Genomic DNA, 18,219 nt, shown 5'->3' with positions numbered 1-18,219 from the left:
CCACACCGGGCCCGCAGGGGACCCGCAACCCGGCAACTGGCAACTGGCAGGAGGGGCACATGACCGCGCACGACACACTTGGCGAGTTCCTCGACGGCTACGTCCAGATCCTGGCGGAAGCCTCCACCACTGGCCGCCGCCTCACCCGTGACGAACTGCAATCCCGCCGCGATCTCGGCACGAAAGCCGCAGCGTCGGGCTACGGATGGCGTGTGCTGGTGCGCGAACATCTCACGGCCAGCCGCACCGGCTGGCCCACCGCAGCCACCCCGGACAGCGTCCTGTCCGTCATCGCACAGGCCATCGACGCCTTCGCGGACGGATACGAGCGCGCACAGCGTCTCGTCATACGGCAAGAAGAAGCGGCCAGACGCGAGTTCATCGACGACCTGCTCCACGGACGCGGCGACTCCGGGCACCTCGCCGCACGCGCCGAACAGTTCGGACTGCGCCTGTCGCGCGCCCACGCCGTGGCCGTCGCCGAAGGCCCCGCCAAGTACGACGAGACCGACCCCGTCCCCCGCCAAGTGGAGGACGCCCTGTTCGGCCGCTTCGAGAACCGGCGGATCCTGTTCACCACCAAGGACGGACGGATGGTCTGCATCGCCCCCGGCGACCAGGGCGACGTCCTGACCCACTTCGCCAAACAGGCCCATGCCGCCACCGACGGCGGCCAGGTCGCCATCGGCCGTCCCCGGCCCGGCGCCGTGGGGATCGGACACAGCTACGAAGAGGCCCTCAACGCCCTCGACGTCGCCCAGCGCATGGGATTCGAGGACCCGCTGCTGCGTGCCGCCGATCTGCTGGTCTTCCCTGTCCTGGCCCGCGACCGGCAGGCGCTGATGGACCTCGTACGCAGCACCCTCAGCCCGCTGGAACGAGCCCGCGGTGGAGCCCAGCCCCTCCTCGACACCTTGACCGCCTACTTCGACACCGGCTGCGTGGCCGCCGAAACCGCCCGCCGGCTCTCACTGAGCGTAAGGGCCCTGACCTACCGCCTGGAACGCATCCACACCCTGACCGGCACCGACCCCACCGCCCCCGCCCACCGCTACACCCTGCAGACCGCGGTCATCGGCGCCCGCCTGCTCGACTGGCCGACCAGACCCCTGTGATCCACAGACACCCCAAGGCCACCGCCTGACCGACGGAGGCATCGCCGGCACAGTCGGCAAGGGGTGTGCCGGAGATCCCCCTCGGCAATACACGAGATTCTGACGTAAGCGCCCACCTGGCGAGTCCCGTGTTTGCCCGCGCCCTGGAGGATTCCGCGTAGGCGCTTGCCCCGCGCGACTCGGAACTGGAGCGGCCGGGTGAGAAGCACCGTCGGCGCCCAGGTGTCGGCCGGCAGTGGGGGTCGGGTACCGGCGGAAATGGGTGCTGGGCCCGATAGTGATGCCGCAAGGCTGTGTGTGACAGTGGCATGGACCCTTATGTGTCGGTTCCCCGGGAGGAGGAGCCATGACGCAGCCCGGCACCGATCCGCTGCACGAACTTGCGGCGCAGACGCCGCGAAGCGATCCTCAGTTCCCCCGCGGTCTGGAGACCAGTACGCCCACGCCAGCCGCGCGGATCCCGGCGACGGAGTGGCCCGGCCTTGGCGCTGGTGGCCCTCACTGCGGCGATGCGTCCCATGGTCATCGTCACCGCTCCCGTCCTGGACGGCGTCGCCTACCGCAGGCGCGCACCGCGGCTGACGTGCTGGGACCGCGCAGTGTCCTGACGTACCCGGCGCCCGGTGGTCCGGCACCGCTAACGCGGCCTTCAGCTGCCCGTATGTACCCCCGCCGGTCAGGGCAAACCCTTCAACGATCAAGAACCACGGCTCCCGTGTCTGTTCTGCCCGGCGTTACGGCGGGTAGCTCGGTGGGGAAGACCCCTGTAAGGAGGGCGATTTGATGCCGTGGTTCGTATGGCTGCTCGCCGCCGGGGTGCTGGGTGCCGCGGAGTTCTTCACCCTGACACTGGTCTTCGGGTTGCTGGCGGGCGCTGCGTTGGTGGCCGCCGTAGTCGCAGGTGTGGGCATCGGCGTTCTCGGCCAGCTCGTCGCCTTCGCGATAGCAGCGGCAGCGGGTCTCGTCATCGTCCGTCCCATCGCGCTGCGGCACATGGCACAGCAACCCCTCACACGCGAGGGCAGTGACGCGCTGATCGGCAAGCGGGCCGAGGTCATGCAGGAGGTCACCGCAACCCACGGCCTGATCAAACTCTCCGGCGAGGAGTGGTCCGCCCGCGCCCTCGACGAGAGCCATGTGATACCCGTCGGAGCGCTGGTGGACGTCATGGAGATCGAAGGCGCCACAGCCATCGTCTACCCCCGCGAGCTCCTTCCGTGAACGGCTGAACACAGCAACGGAGGCACACTGTGGATCCAGTTGTCATCCTCACTCTTGTGGCGGCCATCGTCGTCGTCTTCCTCGTGGCCTCCACTGTGCGGATCGTCCCGCAGGCGCGCCGCTACAACATCGAGCGGTTCGGCCGATACCGCCGGACGCTGCAACCCGGCCTGAACTTCGTCGTGCCGGTGGCAGACCGCATCAACACCAAACTCGACGTGCGCGAGCAGGTCTATTCGTCCGACCCCAGGCCGGTGATCACCGAGGACAACCTCGTGGTGAACATCGACACCGTCCTCTACTACCAGATCACCGACCCACGGGCGGCGGCCTACGAAGTCGCCGACTACCTCCAGGCGATCGATCAGCTCACCGTGACCACGCTGCGCAACGTCATCGGCAGCATGGACCTGGAGGAGACGCTCACCTCGCGCGAGGAGATCAACTCCCGGCTCCGCGCCGTCCTCGACGATGCCACCGGCAAGTGGGGCATCCGGGTCAACCGCGTCGAGATCAAGGCCATCGATCCACCGCACACCATCAAGGAAGCGATGGAGAAGCAGATGCGGGCCGAGCGTGACAAGCGCGCGGCCATCCTGCACGCCGAAGGGGAGCGGCAAGCCAAGATCCTTACCGCGGAAGGCACGAAGCAGAAGGACATCCTGGAGGCGCAGGGCACGCAACAAGCCATGATCCTGAGGGCGGACGGCGAGGCCAAGGCGGTGGAACTCGTCTTCCAGGCCGTCCATCGCAACAATGCCGACCCGAAGATCCTGGCCTACAAGTACCTCGAGACGCTCCCGCACCTGGCGAGCAGCGACAACAACACGTTCTGGGTGATCCCGGGCGAGCTGACCGAGGCGGTTCGGACAGTCACCAGTGCGTTCGGTGATCAGTCGACGGCGGGCCCTCCCCAACCCGCGCAACCCGAGGAAGCAGCCACCGCCGACGCCGACGACACGTCGCACGAAAGCCGGGTTCCAGAGCTCGATGCAGGCTCGGCGGTTTCGCTCGACGCCGCGGCGGCTGCCGACGAGGCCGAGAAGCAGGCCGCCGCCGCAGTGAGCGACGCCAAGGCGGAGGCAGCAGCCGCGATGTCGCCCCAGGTGCCGCGCCGGGGGCAGACGTCCGGCGACTGAGCCCCCCCGCGGGCTGTCGCCAGGACCGCCGTGACGCCACGGGCTAGGACCCGCTGCGGCGCGCCGCAGACCTGTCGGCCTTCCCCCTCCTGGCTCGCGACCGGCAGCCGCTCCTGATCTCCGCCTGGAACGCGTCCACACTCTGACCGGCACCGACCCCACCGACCCGGGCCACCACTACACCCTGCAGACCGCGGTTATCGCCGCCCGCCTCCTCGACTGGCGGACCAGACCCCTGTCATCCACAGACCGGTCCGCCGAGGGGAATCCCCGGCGGCCCCTCCCCCCACGGCGCATCCGATGACTGGTGGAGGCGACGCCGGTACACTCGGTAGTGATGCGCCCGGAAGTCCGGTCGGCAGTTCACGAGATCTCGACTACGAGCCGACTCTGGCGAGTCCTGGGCATGCGGCAGGTGTAGCCCGCACCGCCGAGTTCGCGGCTTCACTCCTCCGGGTCGGCTGAGAAGAGGAGACCGCGCATGCGAGCACGTGACCTGGCCGAGCCGTATCCGGCGGTCTCCGCCGACGACGATGCGGTGACGGCGGCCCGCTTGTTCGTCGAACGGCGGCTCCCAGCGTTGCTGGTCCTCGATGCCGATCAGCGGCCGTACGCGATCGTGCCGGGATCGCAGCTGCTGCGCGTCGTGCTCCCGGACTACGTTCTGGAGGATTCCGCGCAGGCCCTTGCCCTTGACGACTCCGAGCTGGAGCGGCTGGCAGAGAAGCTGGAGGGACTCACCGTCGCCCAGTGGCTGCCTGGCCGCCGCACCCTGCCGACCGTCGTCGGGCCGGATACGGGTGTCGCACAGATCGCCGCGCTGATGATCCGTACGCACACGCCGCTGGTAGCGGTCGTCGAGAGCGACGGCCAGGAAACGCGGACGGTGGGAGCGATCACGGCAGCCCGGCTGATGGAACACTTCCTCACCCAGGGATGAAGCAGGCCGTCCGGCTGCGAACGCGGGTACTCCTCCCATTGCGGCGACGGCGACCACCTCCCCGCCCTACGGCGGCCCTGCGCAGTTCGTCCGGCTGCGCCGCCGGGACGCCATACGCCAGGCCAGATAAACGAGGCTCACCGGCCACCACACGACCAGCACCGTCAGGGTGAGGGCACTGGAGACGGGATGCAATTCCGTATCCCGCCGCCAGGCTGCACTGAGCCGCAGCATCCCGGGCAGGTTCCGGGCGATACCGACGACGCCGCCGAGGTAGACGGCCAGGGCGGCGAGGACCAGGACTGTGTCCCAGTCGGTCAGCGCCGCCCAGCCCTCCTCACTCATGACCGGCCGACCGCGTCCTGGTCGCCCACCGCGGTCTGCGCCTTCGCGAGCGGCCCCTGAGCCGTCGGGGAGGGCTTGCCCCACCGAGCGGTCAGACGCAGGGCCACGGGCTCGGTGTAACGAGCGGTGAGCGGACCGAGGATCACCAGGATGAGCACGTACGCCGTGGCCAGCGGACCCAGGGACGGCTCGATCCCGGCGGTGACCGCAAGCCCCGCGATCACGATGGAGAACTCGCCCCGCGCGACCAGCGTGCCGCCCGCCCGCCACCGGCCCTTGGCCGAGACACCGGCCCGCTTGGCCGCCCAGTACCCGGTGGCGATCTTCGTGCCGGCAGTGACGACAGCCAGCACGAGCGCGGGCACGAGCACCGGCGGAATGCTGGACGGATCGGTGTGCAGACCGAAGAAGACGAAGAACACCGCGGCGAACAGGTCCCGCAGCGGCGCGAGCAGGTTGTGCGCGCCTTCGGCGACCTCACCGGACAGGGCGATGCCGACCAGGAACGCGCCGACGGCGGCGGAGACCTGCAGTTCCTGCGCGATGCCGGCGACCAGCAGGGTCAGCCCCAGCACCACCAGCAGCAGCTTCTCGGGATCGTCGCTGGAGACGAAGCGCGAGATGTGCCGGCCGAACCGCACCGCCAGCAACAACACCAGCCCGGCCACACCGAGCGCGATGGCCAGCGTGACGCTGCCCGCCGCCAGACTCGTCCCGGCCAGCAGCGCGGTGATGATCGGCAGGTAGACGGCCATGGACAGGTCTTCCAGGACCAGGATGCTCAGGATCACCGGCGTTTCCCGGTTGCCCAGCCGCCCCAGATCACCGAGCACCTTGGCGATCACCCCGGAGGAGGAGATCCAGGTCACCCCGGCCAGCACGACGGCAGCCACCGGCCCCCAGCCCAGCAGCAGCGCCATCGCAGCCCCGGGCAGGGCGTTGAGCGCGGCATCGACGAGACCGGCCGGGTACTGGGTCTTGAGATTGGAGACCAAGTCGCTGGCGGTGTACTCCAGGCCCAGCATGAGCAGCAGCAGGATCACGCCGATCTCGGCGCCGATCGCGACGAACTCCTCACTGGTGTCCAGCGGGAGCAGTCCGCCCTGGCCGAAGGCCAGCCCGGCCAGCAGATACAAGGGGATCGGTGAGAACTGGAAGCGTCCGGCGAACCGGCCCAGCAGCCCCAGACCGAGGATGATCGCGCCGAACTCGATCAGGAAGATGGCAGACGAGTGCACGGGCGGTCACTCTCGCCCGAGTATCTCGGCGGCAGCCTCCACGCCCTCGCGGGTTCCGATCACGATCAGGGTGTCGCCGCCGGCCAGCCGAAAGTCCGGCCCCGGCGAGGGGATCGCCTCGGCTCGGCGCAGCACGGCCACGATCGAGACACCGGTCTCCGTGCGCATCCGGGTCTCGCCCAGCACCCGCCCGTTCCAGTGCGACGTGGCGGACAGCTCAATCCGTTCCGCCACCAGCCCCAACTCGGTCGTCGACAGCAGACTCGGGCTGTGATGCGCGGGCATCAGCGCGTCGATGAGCGCCATCGCCTCCCCGGCGGCCAGCCGCACCGACAACGCGCACGCGTCCGGATCGTCCTTGCGGTACGCGCTCAGCGTCCGTGACCCGTCCCGGTGCGCGACCACGGACAGACGGCGCTGCTCCCGCGTGGTCAGGTCGTAGCGCACCCCGATCCCCGGTAGCGGCGTACTGCTCATACGCGCAGCGCCCACGGCTGTCCTCCTGTCTGACTGACTTGTTTGACTGTTTCTTTGCAAAGCCGTCGGTGCCACCCTAGCGAGCACCCAGAAACCGCTTCACGGAGCCCGGCAGACGGCCCGGTGAAACAATCCGTGCTCAGGGTCAACACGCCGCAGCCGCCGGTATCTCCGGGGGTTGTTTCGCAGCGGCGTAGGGGAAGACCGGAAGGAAGAGACAGATGATCGAGTGGGTGTCCATCGGCACCGGGGCCAGGCCCGTCCCCCAGCCCGTCGCCACGCCGCTGGTGTGGGCAGGTGCCTTCGGCGGAGCGCTGCTGCTGGTGGCACTCCTCAACGCTCTTGTCGGCACGGACCGGCCTTCGCTCGCGCTGGCCGGGCTTTCGCTCCTGGCCGCGCTGCTGGGTCTCTGCGCCCGTTTCACCGCGGCCCCCGGCACGGCCGTACTGTGCTGGCTGTTCCTCAACGGCTTCGCCATCCCGCCCGCCGGCACCCTCACCTGGGCGGGGCACCGCGACACGTTCTGGCTCGCCTGCCTGCTCGCTGCGGCTCTCGTCGGTACGGCGCTGGCCCGCTTGGTCCACGCCCGCGCCGCCTACCGCCGTATCACCGAGGGTGTTGCGGCGGCAGAGCCGGGCGACGGGCGGGGCTACTCCTGACCGGCGTCTGGCGGTGTACTCGAAGAACGGATGGCGTTGCCTCAGCTGAAGGGCAGGTACTGCGCTATCACCTGGAGCGCTTTTTCAGGGCGTACACCACGACCTTGCGCTCCGGGATGCGGCGCCGCGGCGGACCCTGGCGTGGTAGGGCAGAGGGCCGCGGAGAATGGTGTCTCCGCGGCCCTCGGTTGCGTGCACGCCGGGTCAGTGGCTGCCGGTGAGTTCGCCGCTGAGTGTCTTGTGGATGCGGGCGCTGGGTTCGTTCAGGCCGGTGATCTCGACGGTCTTGCCGCGCTGGGCGTACTTGGTCTCGATGGCGTCCAGGGCGGCGACGGAGGAGGCGTCCCAGATGTGGGCCGCTGACAGGTCGATGACGACCTTGTCGGGGTCGGTGGTGTAGTGGAACCGGCCGACGAGGTCGTTGGAGGAGGCGAAGAACAGCTCGCCGGTGACCCGGTAGACCACGGTGGCTACCGCCACGCCGACGGCACCACGGACGGGGCACCGAGCGTGGCGGATCTGCGCCGGTGCTGGGCTCGCGGCACTCTTCCTCGCGGCGGCACTCGGCCACCTGACCCGGACGGAGGCGACTCCAGGTCGCCTTCTCCCAGCTACAGGAATCAGCACATCTCCCGTAATCAGATGCCATCCCAAACATCTGACGATCCCCACCCGTCAACCCTGCGTGACCTGGGTGCGCCCGCGCTGGGGGATGTTCGAATGGATATTTCGAGCAGCCGTGCCCCGCTGATCAAAAGGAGGACGGGCATGGACGCAAACGAGCATCAAAACGGTGCCACTCCGGCCCCGCACAGTCGGCGGACCGATTCTCGGCGCACGACATGGTGATGGACGGCAGACCCGCGACAGTGCGGTCACGGACATGGCCAGCGAGTTCGGCGCGGAGCTGGTGCGGGCCATCCGCGGGGGCCTCGCCCAGGGCGCCAGCCCTTGGACGGTCCTGCGGACCGTCCAAGCTGAGCTGGTATGACTTCGCCACCGAGTACGGGGCCTAGCAGCTGCTGCTGGGTGTCCCGCGCCTGTCGGCGCGCGAGTCCGGGTGCCGGTGTGCCGGTCACTGGGGAAGTAGCAGGACCTCATCCGTGTAGTCGATGGTGACCCGCCCGAAGTCGCTGAGGACGTCGGAGCCGAGCAGGCCCTCGATGTTCTGAGTGCCCTGTGCTTCTGGCATGTCAATGACTATGGCGTCGGCCGCATCGAGGGGGATCTGCCCGGCCTTCCAGCTGCGTACCTCCACCACGGGCACGCGGTCGGTGCCGATGACGCCGCTGATGGGCCGCCGTTCCCCTGTCCTGGGTAGGTTCAGTTCGCGGGCGACGTCATCATCGACGGCACTCGCTGAGGCGCCGGTGTCCAGTACGAACGTGAAGGGTCCCTCGCCTTCGATGGTCACGGGCACGAAGGCCATCGTCTGCCCGGCCCGTTCGATAACCGTGAGGGGGATGCGGCGGGTGTCGGTCGGGTCTTGCGATTGTGCGGCGGAACCGGTCGGATCGTGAGCGCATCCCGCCATGAAGGCGGCTGTCAGGCACAGCGCCGCACTGCGTGTGGCGGGGCGCTTGAGGGGGAACATGGCAGCGCCTCCTCGGCTCCTCGCGGATTCTGCCTGGGTCCCCTTCCATGCTGAGGCAAAACACGGCGGCCGGTCAGTGCGGTTGCACGGACATCGCCGCCATCAACAGCTACCAGCGGCGACCGCACGGCCTCGGCCTTCCTCGGTATGCGCGAGGTTGATGCGTGGCCTGACGCGCGGAAGCTCGTGCTCGGCACCTGACGACCGGCGCCATGTGCGCGGCTCGGAGAGCGCCCGGCTACCGGACAATTCACACGTCCGGGCGCCTATGGGAAGCGCCGGGCTCCGCATGGTGGTTTCTGCGTTCCAGACGGTTGATGGCGGGGGTTGCCATCGCTCCGTGCAGCATCACCGAGACCACCACGGTGAAGGCCACCACGGCCCACAGTTCGCGCCCCAGTCCGCTGAAGGAGTTCTGCCCCAGCGCATAGGACAAGTAGAAAAGCGAGCCAATCCCCCGGATACCGAACAGCGATACGACAACGCGCTCCGGTCGCCTAGTTGTGCTCTTCACCTGAGCCAGCCATCCGGTGAGAGGCCGGACGAGCAGCAGCACCAGGACACCGACGGCCGCCCCCCTCAGAGTCAGGGCGGACAAGGCGCCGGCGGCGAGGTACCCGCCGAGCAGGAACAGCAGAAGGGCGGTGAGCAGCCGCTCGATCTGCTCAGTGAACTCGTGCAACACCTTGTGGTAGCCGTGGCTGCGCTCGGCGGCCCGGATGACGCAGGCGGTGACGAACACGGACAGGAAGCCATAACCGTGGAGCACCTCGGCGATCCCGTAGGACAAGAAGGTGGCTCCGAGCGCCACGAAGCCCTCCATGTGTTCGGACAGCCGCAGCACCGGCGTCCTGGCGCGGAAGAACATCCACCCCAGCAACCAGCCGACAGCCGCGCCCGCGGTCAGCCCGACGGCGCACCTGCCCAGCGCGTCGGTCAGCGCCCAACGGCCGATCCACTCCGCCGACCACCCGGCGCCTGCCGCTGTGGCGAAGGCGATGGCCGCATAGACGAATGGGAAGGCGAGTCCGTCGTTCAGTCCCGCCTCGCTGGTGAGAGAGAACCGCGCCTCGTCCTCGTCACGCTCGGTACCGAGTGGCTCTCCCACCCGTACCTCCCCGGCCAGCACGGGATCGGTGGGCGCGAGCACCGCACCCAGCAGCAGGGCGACGGCGGGCGGCCAGTCCAGCAGCCCCCAGGCCAGCAGAGCGACGGCCACCACCGTCAGCGGCATGGTGACGCCCAGCAACCGCCAGGTGCTGGACCACCTCCGACGGCCGAAAGGCCGGTCAATGGCGAGGCCCGCGCCCATCAGCGACACGATCACGCACACCTCGGTGGTGTGCTCGACCCACAGGCGGTCGCGTACGGGATCCACCGCCGGTACGGGCAGCGGCAGCAGCTGGATGAGGACGCCCGCGACAAGGAAGATCATGGGCATGGAGAACGGCCGCTTGGCGACCACCCGGGGCAGGACAGCTGCCCCGAGCGCCCCGATTCCCAGGCACATATAGACCAAGTCCGAAAGCGTCACTGCATACTCCTGCCCGCCGCCGCGCATCGAGTCTCGCCAGCCGCGCGTGTACCCACCCCGCGCGCTCTGTCCTGGGATGTCGAAGGAAGGCGAAGGCCACGGTCCGCTATGACGGCCCCGAGGGGGAGCAGGCCAACGAAAGGGCTGCCGGACGCCACACGGCCCGGTGCACAAAGGGCCGGCCGGTGCCAATCCCGATGGAGGCCCCAGGCAGACTCCCTGCACCCGCAGCGGCGAACGCCTGCTGGTCACCACTGCGGACCAGAAGCAGCACGACGCCTACGGGGAGGCCCCGACTGTGCGCTCCAAGGGCGGCCACCAGCGGCCGGTTCACGGCGGGGAGCTGCGCCAGACCGGTACATCACACGGAGCGGCGGCCTCTACGCTCCACACCACCTGGACGCCCGACGACGCGCACCTCAGCACAGGGGGGCGAGTCACGGCCCGCTGTGGCCGTCGCCGACAACGCGAGCAGGCGTCCGCCGGACTGCGTCTCGTCGAGCGCGAGGGCCGTCGAAGTGCCATCCGCTGCCCCGGCGGCCGTCGCGTAGGCGATCGGTTGGTCAGCCGAGGGCTTGGAGGAGGTCGTTGCACGCCTGCTCGCAGGAGCGGCAGGCTTCGGCGCACAGGCGGCAGTGTTCGTGCTGGTCGGCGTGGGTGGAGCACTCGTCGGCGCAGGCTTTGCAGGCGGTGGCGCATGCCTGGAGGATCGCCTGGGTGATGTTGGCGTCGTAGCCGGTGTGGCGGGACAGGACGGACGCCGTGGTGTTGCAGATGTCGGCGCAGTCCATGTCGGTGCGGATGCACTTGGTGAGTTCGCCGACCATGCCCTCGGACAGGCAGGCGTCCGCACAGGCGGTACATGCCTGGGCGCAGGCAATGCACTTTTCGATGCAGCGGGTGAGCTTGTCGCGGTCGACCTGGCCGAGGTCGGCCGGGTAGGTGGCGAGCATGTCCTTGACCGCGGTCGTCATGGGGTGTCTCCTTCGGATGCCGCCGGAGGCGGCGGACCTGGTCGTCCCCGCTTCGTAGACCTCCGGCCCGTGCCGCGTTGGCCCCGGCCCGCAGGCTCAAACGCGCCTGGCCTGCCCTGTCGGGCCGGAGCCCCCGCTGCGGCCGGAGCCTGTAACGGGAATCAGCCGTCGCGCTGAACAGGTACTACGGCGACTGGGCAGTGTGCGGTGTGCAGCACTTCGGCGCTGACCGACCCGAGCAGGAATCTGCGCACGCCGGTGCGCCGACGGGAGCCGACGACCAACAGGCACGCACCGGTGGATGCTTCGGCGAGCAGCGGTCCGGGTGAGGCGTGGTCGATACGCAGGTTCACTTCGAGGCCGGGGTGGCGGTCACGCCGCCTTCTGAGTTCGCTGTCGAAGAACTCCTGCTGGCCGCTTTTCACCAATGAGGGGTCCACTGGGACGGTTGTGATGGCCCCAGTGGGAGACGTGGCGACATCGAAGGCGCAGTGCACCACGTCGAGGCGAGCACCGCGCAGATCGGCTTCCAGATAGGCAACGTCGAGGGCCTGCAGCGAGGCGTCGTCGGTGTCGACGCCGACCACGACACGATTGTCCGGCCGCTCCGCCGTCTGCGGGGGACGCACGACGACGACGGGGCACTCGGCGTGCGTGGCCACCTGCCAGCTCACCGATCCGAGCGGCAGCCGGGGAAACCCGCCACTGCCCCGGTGGCCGATCACGATCAACTCCGCCTCCGCGGAGCGTTCGATCAGCCCGGCAGCCGCATGGCCCATGATCAGCTCGCCGCCGACGGCGAGGCCGGGAACCTCTTCGCGGGCCATCCGCTCGTAATGCTCCACCAGCTGGGCACTCGCCTTGGCCGCGGAGCGGCTCTCCTCCTCGTCGGAGACGGAACCTCCGGGCAACGGCAGCTCGAAGGCGTGCGCGATCTGCAGGGGGCGTCCGCGCAGTGCCGCCTCGCGGGCTGCGAACCGTACGAGATCCTCATGGCCGGGCCCCCTGTCGATACCGGCGATGATGGGGCGCTCCGGCGGCTGCGTGGCACTGGTCATGGCTGCTCCTGGCGGGCATCGGTCCCAGGGCCGTTACGAGTACCCGAACCCAGGCTGCTCCAGACGTCCGCCGGTAACGCCTCTGGGCGGGTTCCGGCGAGGTCCGCAGGGAAGCCAGAAGGCTCGAGCGAAACGCCTCCGGCTTCCTCCTCGGACGGGGCGCTGCGTGCTCCGGGTCACCCGCTGCTGCCGCACCGTCGCGATGCAACGATCACGCCCGTGATCGCCGGGCACCCGGAGAACAGGGCTCTCACGGCGGACCCCCCCTCGGCTGCCACACGGGAGCACCGGCGCTCAAGCCGGGCAGCGGCGAAGCCCGCGCGCCGCCTTCTCCTTCGGTGCCCCGCTGTGTTCGCACCTCCGCGTATGGTCCAGTCGGCGAGAACACCGCGTGGTCGGACGGGCTCGGCACCTGAGTAATGCCGGGCTGCGCGCGGTGGGTTGCGTCCGCCTCCTGGGAAGGGGAGGGGCGGGTCTGCCACCATGGATCTTGTTCGTCCGGTCTGGGGCCGTGCTGCCCCGGTCCGGGGCCTGACCGGTCGAGGGGGAGGCGGAGGACGGTATGAAGGCCGAGAGTCGCCGTCTCACTGTGCTGTCGGTGCTGCCCTTCGCCATGATGGCCGCGGTCACCGCGGCTGACATCGCCGCCGGCCCTGCGGTGGGCTTCCTGCCGCTGGTGTCGCTGGGGCCTGCCTTCGCCCCGCTCATCGGCAGCTGGAGGCGCACCGCGTGCGTCGGCGGAATCGCGCTGCTGCTGTGCGTGGGGCTCGGCTGGTACAACGACCTGCTCGATGCTCGACGCGGTTTCATGAGCATCGCCTCGGTCCTCGGCGTCACCGCGGCGGGGCTCGTGGCCGTGTCCATGCGCCAGGAACGCGAGGCGGAGCTGGCCAGCGTGCGCTCCATCGCCGAGGCCGCCCAGCGGGTGCTGCTCAAGCCCGTTCCGCGGCTCGCCGGGCGGGTGCGTGCGGCCGTCTCCTACATGTCCGCCGTGGCCGAGGCCCGTATCGGCGGCGACCTCTACGAAGTGGTCACCTCACCCCATGGCGTACGAGTGATCGTGGGCGATGTCCAGGGCAAGGGGCTGGACGCGGTGGAGACCGCGGCCGTGGTCCTTGGCGCCTTCCGCGAAGCGGCTCCCGAGGAAGCCGACCTGACGGCCGTGGGGTGCAGGCTGGAGCGGGCCGTCGAGCGGCAGCTGGAGGGGGAGAAGTTCGTCACCGCCATCCTTGCCGAAGTGAAGGCGGAAGAAGTCACCTTCCTCAATTTCGGCCACCCGGCGCCCCTGCTGATGCGTGCCGACGGCACCACCACCTGGCCCGAGCCTCTCTCCTACGCGCTCCCGCTCGGCTTGGGCGCTCACGGTACGGAGCCTGCGGAGCCGTTCCGTGTGAGTTTCCTTCCAGGCGACCAGCTCCTGCTCTACACCGACGGAGTCACCGAAGCCCGCGACGTCGCGGGCCGCTTCTATCCTCTCGCCGACCGCGCTCACCTGCTCAAGGAACGCGACCCGGAGACAGCCCTGGAGATGGTGCGCCAGGACCTGCTCCAGCACGTCAGCGGTCCGCTGCAAGACGACGCCGCCATGCTGCTGCTCCGCTACCGCTGACGCTTGGCGCCCCTTCGACCGCCGTACGTTCCTCATCGGTGCGCCGGAGCCTGGCTCCACCGGGGGAGTCCCGTGAGCCGGGTAGGGACTGATCAACCGGGCCGGTTGTGGGTACTTGCCCGCTCATGCAGCCCTGGCAGCCACTGACACGCCGAGAGGGGTACCTGCCGATCGAGGCTCATGGCCTGATCGGCGACGGCCGCGGCTGCGCCCTGGTCGGCCGGGACGCGGAGATCAGCTTCATGTGTGTTCCGCGCTTCGACCGGGACCCTGTGTTCTGCTCCTTGCTCGACCGGCGTCATGGCGGTAGCTTCCGGCTCTCGCCGGACGGAGTGCGGGAGAGCCGCCAGCGCTACGTGGACGACACGGCCGTTCTGATCACGGAGCTTCGCACGGACACCGGCGTTCTTCAGGTCACGGACGCCTTTGTGCTGCGTCCTGGTGCACGTCTGGAGGAAGACGCGCCGGCAGCGGCGGGGGAGCTGCTACGCCAGGTCCGCGTTGTCGAGGGCGAGGTCACCCTTCGTCTCCGCCTGGAGCCACGCGGCGGCGCCCGCATCCGTCGCCGGGGAGAAGACTGGATGCTCGACTGCGTGCGGCAGGGCATCACCCTGCGCCTGTGGTCCTCACCCCCAGTGACGCCTCCGGACAGCGGCCTGACGCTCCACGGTGGGCAGGAGCTGTCCCTGCGGTTGCGCTGGGAGGGGTCGCCCAGCCCTTACCCGTCTGTGGAGGCCGGCCTTGCGAGCACGGTGCGTGCCTGGAAACGCTGGGCCGCGTTCGTGGTCGACGACGTACCGCGGTCCGACCTGGTGGGCCGGTCGGCTCTGACCCTGAAACTGCTGGACCACTTCGAGAACGGGGCGATCATCGCGGCTCCCACGTCGTCGCTCCCCGAGCACATCGGGGGGACACGCAACTGGGACTACCGCTACTCCTGGATCCGCGACGCCGCCTACACCGTCTTCGCGCTTCGCCGCATCGGACTGCCGTCGGAGGCCGGGGGCTTTCTGCGCTGGGCCCTTGAGGCCGCTCGTCACAACCATCAGCCGCGGGTTCTGTACGACGTCGACGGTGAAGTGCCGCCGCCGGAGGTGGTGGACGACGGCCTGGAGGGGTATCGCCGGTCCGCACCCGTTCGGTGGGGCAACGCCGCAGCCGAGCAGACCCAGCACGACGTCTACGGGGAGATCCTGGACTGTGCCTTTCAATGGGCAGCCACCGGAGGAACGTTCGACGCGACGCTGTGGGACCGGCTGGCCGGCCTCGGCGAGCGTGCCGAGCATGCCTGGCGCAGTCCGGACCACGGCATCTGGGAGGTCCGCACCTCCGGCAGGCCCTTCACCTACTCCGCCGCCATGTGCCAGGTCGCCCTCGACCGGGCCGCCAGGCTCGCACGCCGACTGAAGCTGCCCGGTGACGCGGACCACTGGGCTCGCGAAGCCGGGCAGCTCACCGAGCGCATCCTCCGCCATGCCTGGAACGAGCAGACCCGTGCCCTGACCGAGCACCTGGGTGAGGGAGGAGCGCTCGATGCCTCCCTCCTCGCTCTGCCGCTGCGCCGGGTAGTGCCTGCCGACCATCCCAGCATGGTGGCCACCTGCCGGGCGATCACCGAGCAACTGGGTGCGGGCGGGGGACTGCTGTACCGCTACCTGCCGGAGCGTTCACCGGACGGCATGGATCATCAGCCCGAGGGCGCCTTTCTGCTCTGCAGCTTCTGGCTCGTGGACAACCTGACAGGGCAGGGCAGGATCGAGCAGGCCGGTGAACTGTTCGAGCGCCTGTGTTCCCACGCCAACCACCTGGGGCTGCTGCCCGAGCAGATCGACCCGTCCGACGGCACGTATCTCGGCAACTATCCGCAGGCCATCAGCCACGTCGGTCTCATCTCCAGCGCGGTCGCCCTGGCCCGCACCACCCGGGGGGTACGCCCAGACCTCTCCACGGCGGCCTGGTTCGCCTGACTCATCGAGCAGCGGACATGACATGTCACCGAGCCGGCTGCTTTCGTGAGCTACCGCGCACGCTCGGCGTTGAGGGCGTCGACCGCGCCGCGTGGGTCACCGACGGTCGCGTAGTCCACTGCGATGAAGTTGACCGGGCTGCCACGCCTGCGCTCGCATCGGTGCGCCCGCCGCAGGACCTCCTCGCGCCTGTTGACCCAGCCGGCGTCGAGTCGGCTCGCCCCGGAATCGGTGACGAAGTGATTGAGCAGGAAGAGCCGCTTGCCGGTGCCTCCCCGGTTCGGCAGGCAGGTCATCTCCTGGGGACTGCGGAAGCCGAACGGCGTTTCCATGCCGTAGCGGTAGAAGTTGCGGTACCAGGGCGCGGGACCGTCTGCCTGCTCCGCGAAGACGACCAGACGCTGATCGTTGCCGATCATGTCAGCGAGGGTGGGCCACGGTTGAGCGGGGTCCTGATCCGGTTCGTACAGCAGGTCGGTCAAGCCCGCCCGCATGAACGCCCCTTCCGTCTCTGCGGGGCTGACTCCATCCTGGATGATCAGCGTCACGACTTCCGTGCGGTGATCACGCAGCCAGTCACCGATCTCCCGCAGGGCGGTCGCCAGTTCGAGCGCGCCGGCGCCGCATACCGAGTGACACAGCCACAGTCCCTCACGGGGCGGGTTCAGCCGTTCCAGAGCCTGGAGAAGCTGGCGCTGCTGGCGAGGCGAGAAGTCGGAGTCGCGCAGGCGGTCGGCGATCTCCGCGGGCTTTTCCCACCGGTGGGTGTCGATCTGCAGCGCGCGTACTCCGGCATTGAGCTGTCCGGTGATGTCCGGGTCCTGGGATGGGCCGATGAACTGGTCGGCTGTCGAGGCCATGGCGTTGTGGGAGGTGAGGTGGGCGACCTGGTCGTATCGGAGATCGCATAGGTCCGGGCTGCCCTGGCAGACCTGCGGCGCGGGCCCGTTGATCACCGGAGGAATCACCACTGCGCCGGCCACCGCGCCGGTGGTCACCGCAGTTGCCAGGAGCAGGACGGGGCGAGTGCGCGTCGGCGACGGTGCGGCAGGCCGAGTCTGCCCGGCCCAGGCGACTGCGATGAACAACGCTGCTGCTGTCAGCAGGAGCGTCGCGGCCGTGGTCGCGGTCGCGAGCACCCGATCGAGCAGAGCGTGCTGCACGTCGTCGACGAGGCGAGCCGCCGCGGGCGGCCAGGAGGAGGGACTGTCGACCAGATGGTCACGGGCCCTGAGATGGCCGTACACCACCGCTGACAGGATCAGTACGGCGGCCGTGGTCAGTGCCCAGCCCAGGGGCATCAGCCGCCGCGACGTGGTGGGCGGTGCGGAGAACCACAGCAGGAGCAGCGAGACGCTGCCGAGCAGAGCGGCAGCCGGTTCCACCATGTACCGCATGATGTGTATGGCCGTGCGGGCCCGGTGGACGGGAGCCAGGACATCGTTCGACGCTTCGATGTCGGCGGTGATCACCCACGTGCTGCCGCCGCTCTCGCGCAGCACGTCCGCGACGGCCGCGCGTGTGCGGTCGGACACCGCGGCGGAGGTGACTGTGGTCATTGCCGAAGCCACGTCACCGCCCTCCAGAGACGCTAGAATCTCCGGCCTGACTTTGGAGCGTTCGGCCTCCGGTACGACCCGCAGCAGCAGTGCGGTGGCCCGCACCGCCTGGTCGCGGGAGAGCGGGAGCGAGGGGAGCCCTTTCGGCGCCTGTCCTGCCACCACACTCTCGGCTGCCTTGCTCAGGCGTTCGGTGAACGCCTGGAAATCGGGTTCGGGCTGCTGCTGCATCGCGGCGACGGCATCACCGAAATAGATCTCGGCGAGTGTGCCGATGTTCTCGGCCACCGGCTTGATGTCCACCGCGAGACGCAATTGCTCCTGGTCCTCTCTGAGGTAGCGGACCACCTCGGGGATCTGGCGATCGCCCATGGCGCGCAGCGTCTCCGGAGGAATGACGAGCTTCAGATTGGCGGTCACCGCGGATTCCGGTACAGGCAGCCGGCCGAGCAGGTCACGGGTGAGATCCGCGCTGCCCGGATCGGCCAACACCTCGTCGTAGATCCGCTGGTACGCCCGCTCCTTGTCGAGGGCTCGACGGTAGAAGTCCGGATCGAGCATGCTGCTGCGCAGCGTCGCCCCAAGGGCCAAGGCGGTCAGGCTCACGAGTGCCACCACCCAGGCCGCCAGGCGGAGCGACCGCGGAAGTCGCGACGGCGTGCGCATCCGCCCATGGTCGCTCAGCACCTCCGGCCGAGGCGTCTCGTGGCCGGCGGACACGCAGAAAGATAACTGGCCTCGGGGAGGGGCAGGGCAGGGCAGCACGGCAGGTCTCCTCGGAACTCCCGTG

At 69.3% G+C, this 18,219-nt stretch carries 15 protein-coding genes and 2 pseudogenes; 8 read left to right on the top strand and 9 right to left on the bottom strand.

The features are described from left to right. Positions 1-59: 59 nt before the first annotated feature. The 5 genes and pseudogenes from CLM62_RS04105 (at position 60) to CLM62_RS04085 (ending at position 4,415) form a co-directional block, all read left to right on the top strand. Positions 60-1,115: a CdaR family transcriptional regulator gene (locus CLM62_RS04105; protein WP_095748488.1), complete on the top strand. Its 1,056-nt coding sequence runs from the start codon at positions 60-62 to the stop codon at positions 1,113-1,115. 783 nt (positions 1,116-1,898) lie between these two features. Beyond that, complete coding sequence (locus CLM62_RS04100; protein WP_095748487.1) at positions 1,899-2,336, top strand: NfeD family protein; 438 nt, start codon at positions 1,899-1,901, stop codon at positions 2,334-2,336. A 29-nt stretch (positions 2,337-2,365) separates the two neighbouring features. Then, positions 2,366-3,475: an SPFH domain-containing protein gene (locus tag CLM62_RS04095; protein ID WP_095748486.1), complete on the top strand. Its 1,110-nt coding sequence runs from the start codon at positions 2,366-2,368 to the stop codon at positions 3,473-3,475. Between the two features lie 121 nt (positions 3,476-3,596). After that, positions 3,597-3,713 (top strand): annotated as a pseudogene (locus CLM62_RS52905) (PucR family transcriptional regulator); the annotation flags it as partial. A 243-nt stretch (positions 3,714-3,956) separates the two neighbouring features. Then, positions 3,957-4,415: a CBS domain-containing protein gene (locus CLM62_RS04085; RefSeq protein WP_095748485.1), complete on the top strand. Its 459-nt coding sequence runs from the start codon at positions 3,957-3,959 to the stop codon at positions 4,413-4,415. A 66-nt stretch (positions 4,416-4,481) separates the two neighbouring features. On the opposite strand, the gene CLM62_RS04080 is transcribed toward CLM62_RS04085, so the two are convergent. Genes CLM62_RS04080 through CLM62_RS04070 form a run of 3 tightly spaced genes read right to left on the bottom strand, consistent with a single transcriptional unit; the run spans position 4,482 to position 6,475 of the window. Further along, positions 4,482-4,760 (bottom strand): hypothetical protein, encoded by a 279-nt coding sequence (locus CLM62_RS04080; protein WP_095748484.1) that lies wholly within the window; start codon positions 4,758-4,760, stop codon positions 4,482-4,484. Continuing rightward, positions 4,757-5,998, bottom strand: coding sequence for a cation:proton antiporter (locus tag CLM62_RS04075; protein ID WP_095748483.1), 1,242 nt, complete (start codon positions 5,996-5,998; stop codon positions 4,757-4,759). Before CLM62_RS04075 ends, CLM62_RS04080 begins: the two co-directional genes overlap by 4 nt. 6 nt (positions 5,999-6,004) lie before the next feature. Then, complete coding sequence (locus CLM62_RS04070; RefSeq protein WP_095748482.1) at positions 6,005-6,475, bottom strand: cation:proton antiporter regulatory subunit; 471 nt, start codon at positions 6,473-6,475, stop codon at positions 6,005-6,007. A gap of 221 nt (positions 6,476-6,696) precedes the next feature. Here CLM62_RS04070 and CLM62_RS04065 point away from each other — a divergent pair, with 221 nt between their 5' ends. Further along, entirely contained in the window at positions 6,697-7,134 is a 438-nt protein-coding gene (locus CLM62_RS04065) for a hypothetical protein (RefSeq protein ID WP_095748481.1), read from the top strand. Between the two features lie 204 nt (positions 7,135-7,338). On the opposite strand, the pseudogene CLM62_RS04060 reads toward CLM62_RS04065, so the two are convergent. The 5 genes and pseudogenes from CLM62_RS04060 to CLM62_RS04040 all read right to left on the bottom strand — a co-directional run. Further along, positions 7,339-7,602, bottom strand: a pseudogene (locus tag CLM62_RS04060) (STAS domain-containing protein); the annotation flags it as partial. 607 nt (positions 7,603-8,209) lie between these two features. After that, positions 8,210-8,728, bottom strand: coding sequence for a retropepsin-like aspartic protease (locus CLM62_RS04055; protein ID WP_095748480.1), 519 nt, complete (start codon positions 8,726-8,728; stop codon positions 8,210-8,212). Between the two features lie 250 nt (positions 8,729-8,978). Then, the gene (locus CLM62_RS04050) at positions 8,979-10,262 is read right to left on the bottom strand and encodes a sodium:proton antiporter (protein ID WP_095748479.1); all 1,284 of its coding nucleotides are present in this window, start codon (positions 10,260-10,262) and stop codon (positions 8,979-8,981) included. Positions 10,263-10,825: 563 nt separating this feature from the next. After that, positions 10,826-11,236, bottom strand: a complete 411-nt coding sequence (locus CLM62_RS04045) for a four-helix bundle copper-binding protein (protein WP_095748478.1) — start codon at positions 11,234-11,236, stop codon at positions 10,826-10,828. A gap of 161 nt (positions 11,237-11,397) precedes the next feature. Beyond that, positions 11,398-12,294, bottom strand: a complete 897-nt coding sequence (locus tag CLM62_RS04040; RefSeq protein ID WP_095748477.1) for a universal stress protein — start codon at positions 12,292-12,294, stop codon at positions 11,398-11,400. A gap of 562 nt (positions 12,295-12,856) precedes the next feature. On the opposite strand from CLM62_RS04040, the gene CLM62_RS04035 reads away from it, so the two are divergent. Next, positions 12,857-13,903, top strand: coding sequence for a PP2C family protein-serine/threonine phosphatase (locus CLM62_RS04035; RefSeq protein ID WP_095748476.1), 1,047 nt, complete (start codon positions 12,857-12,859; stop codon positions 13,901-13,903). 125 nt (positions 13,904-14,028) lie between these two features. Further along, positions 14,029-15,870 (top strand): glycoside hydrolase family 15 protein, encoded by a 1,842-nt coding sequence (locus tag CLM62_RS04030; RefSeq protein WP_095748475.1) that lies wholly within the window; start codon positions 14,029-14,031, stop codon positions 15,868-15,870. 50 nt (positions 15,871-15,920) lie between these two features. Here CLM62_RS04030 and CLM62_RS04025 read toward each other — a convergent pair whose 3' ends face one another. After that, positions 15,921-18,095 (bottom strand): hypothetical protein, encoded by a 2,175-nt coding sequence (locus tag CLM62_RS04025; protein ID WP_095748474.1) that lies wholly within the window; start codon positions 18,093-18,095, stop codon positions 15,921-15,923. Between the last annotated feature and the right edge of the window lie 124 nt (positions 18,096-18,219).

The organism is Streptomyces sp. SA15 (genome assembly GCF_002291145.1).
Lineage (GTDB): Bacteria > Actinomycetota > Actinomycetes > Streptomycetales > Streptomycetaceae > Streptomyces.
This window is presented reverse-complemented; position numbering and strand designations above follow the sequence as displayed.

Excerpts from the sequence above, each read along its gene's own strand:
- CLM62_RS04030 (WP_095748475.1), top strand. The coding sequence starts at position 14,029 with ATGCAGCCCTGGCAGCCACTGACACGCCGAGAGGGGTACCTGCCGATC.
- CLM62_RS04085 (WP_095748485.1), top strand. The coding sequence starts at position 3,957 with ATGCGAGCACGTGACCTGGCCGAGCCGTATCCGGCGGTCTCCGCCGAC.
- CLM62_RS04100 (WP_095748487.1), top strand. The coding sequence starts at position 1,899 with ATGCCGTGGTTCGTATGGCTGCTCGCCGCCGGGGTGCTGGGTGCCGCG.
- CLM62_RS04105 (WP_095748488.1), top strand. The coding sequence starts at position 60 with ATGACCGCGCACGACACACTTGGCGAGTTCCTCGACGGCTACGTCCAG.
- CLM62_RS04065 (WP_095748481.1), top strand. The coding sequence starts at position 6,697 with ATGATCGAGTGGGTGTCCATCGGCACCGGGGCCAGGCCCGTCCCCCAG.
- CLM62_RS04080 (WP_095748484.1), bottom strand. The coding sequence starts at position 4,760 with ATGAGTGAGGAGGGCTGGGCGGCGCTGACCGACTGGGACACAGTCCTG.
- CLM62_RS04045 (WP_095748478.1), bottom strand. The coding sequence starts at position 11,236 with ATGACGACCGCGGTCAAGGACATGCTCGCCACCTACCCGGCCGACCTC.
- CLM62_RS04035 (WP_095748476.1), top strand. The coding sequence starts at position 12,857 with ATGAAGGCCGAGAGTCGCCGTCTCACTGTGCTGTCGGTGCTGCCCTTC.
- CLM62_RS04040 (WP_095748477.1), bottom strand. The coding sequence starts at position 12,294 with ATGACCAGTGCCACGCAGCCGCCGGAGCGCCCCATCATCGCCGGTATC.
- CLM62_RS04055 (WP_095748480.1), bottom strand. The coding sequence starts at position 8,728 with ATGTTCCCCCTCAAGCGCCCCGCCACACGCAGTGCGGCGCTGTGCCTG.
- CLM62_RS04070 (WP_095748482.1), bottom strand. The coding sequence starts at position 6,475 with ATGAGCAGTACGCCGCTACCGGGGATCGGGGTGCGCTACGACCTGACC.
- CLM62_RS04025 (WP_095748474.1), bottom strand. The coding sequence starts at position 18,095 with ATGCGCACGCCGTCGCGACTTCCGCGGTCGCTCCGCCTGGCGGCCTGG.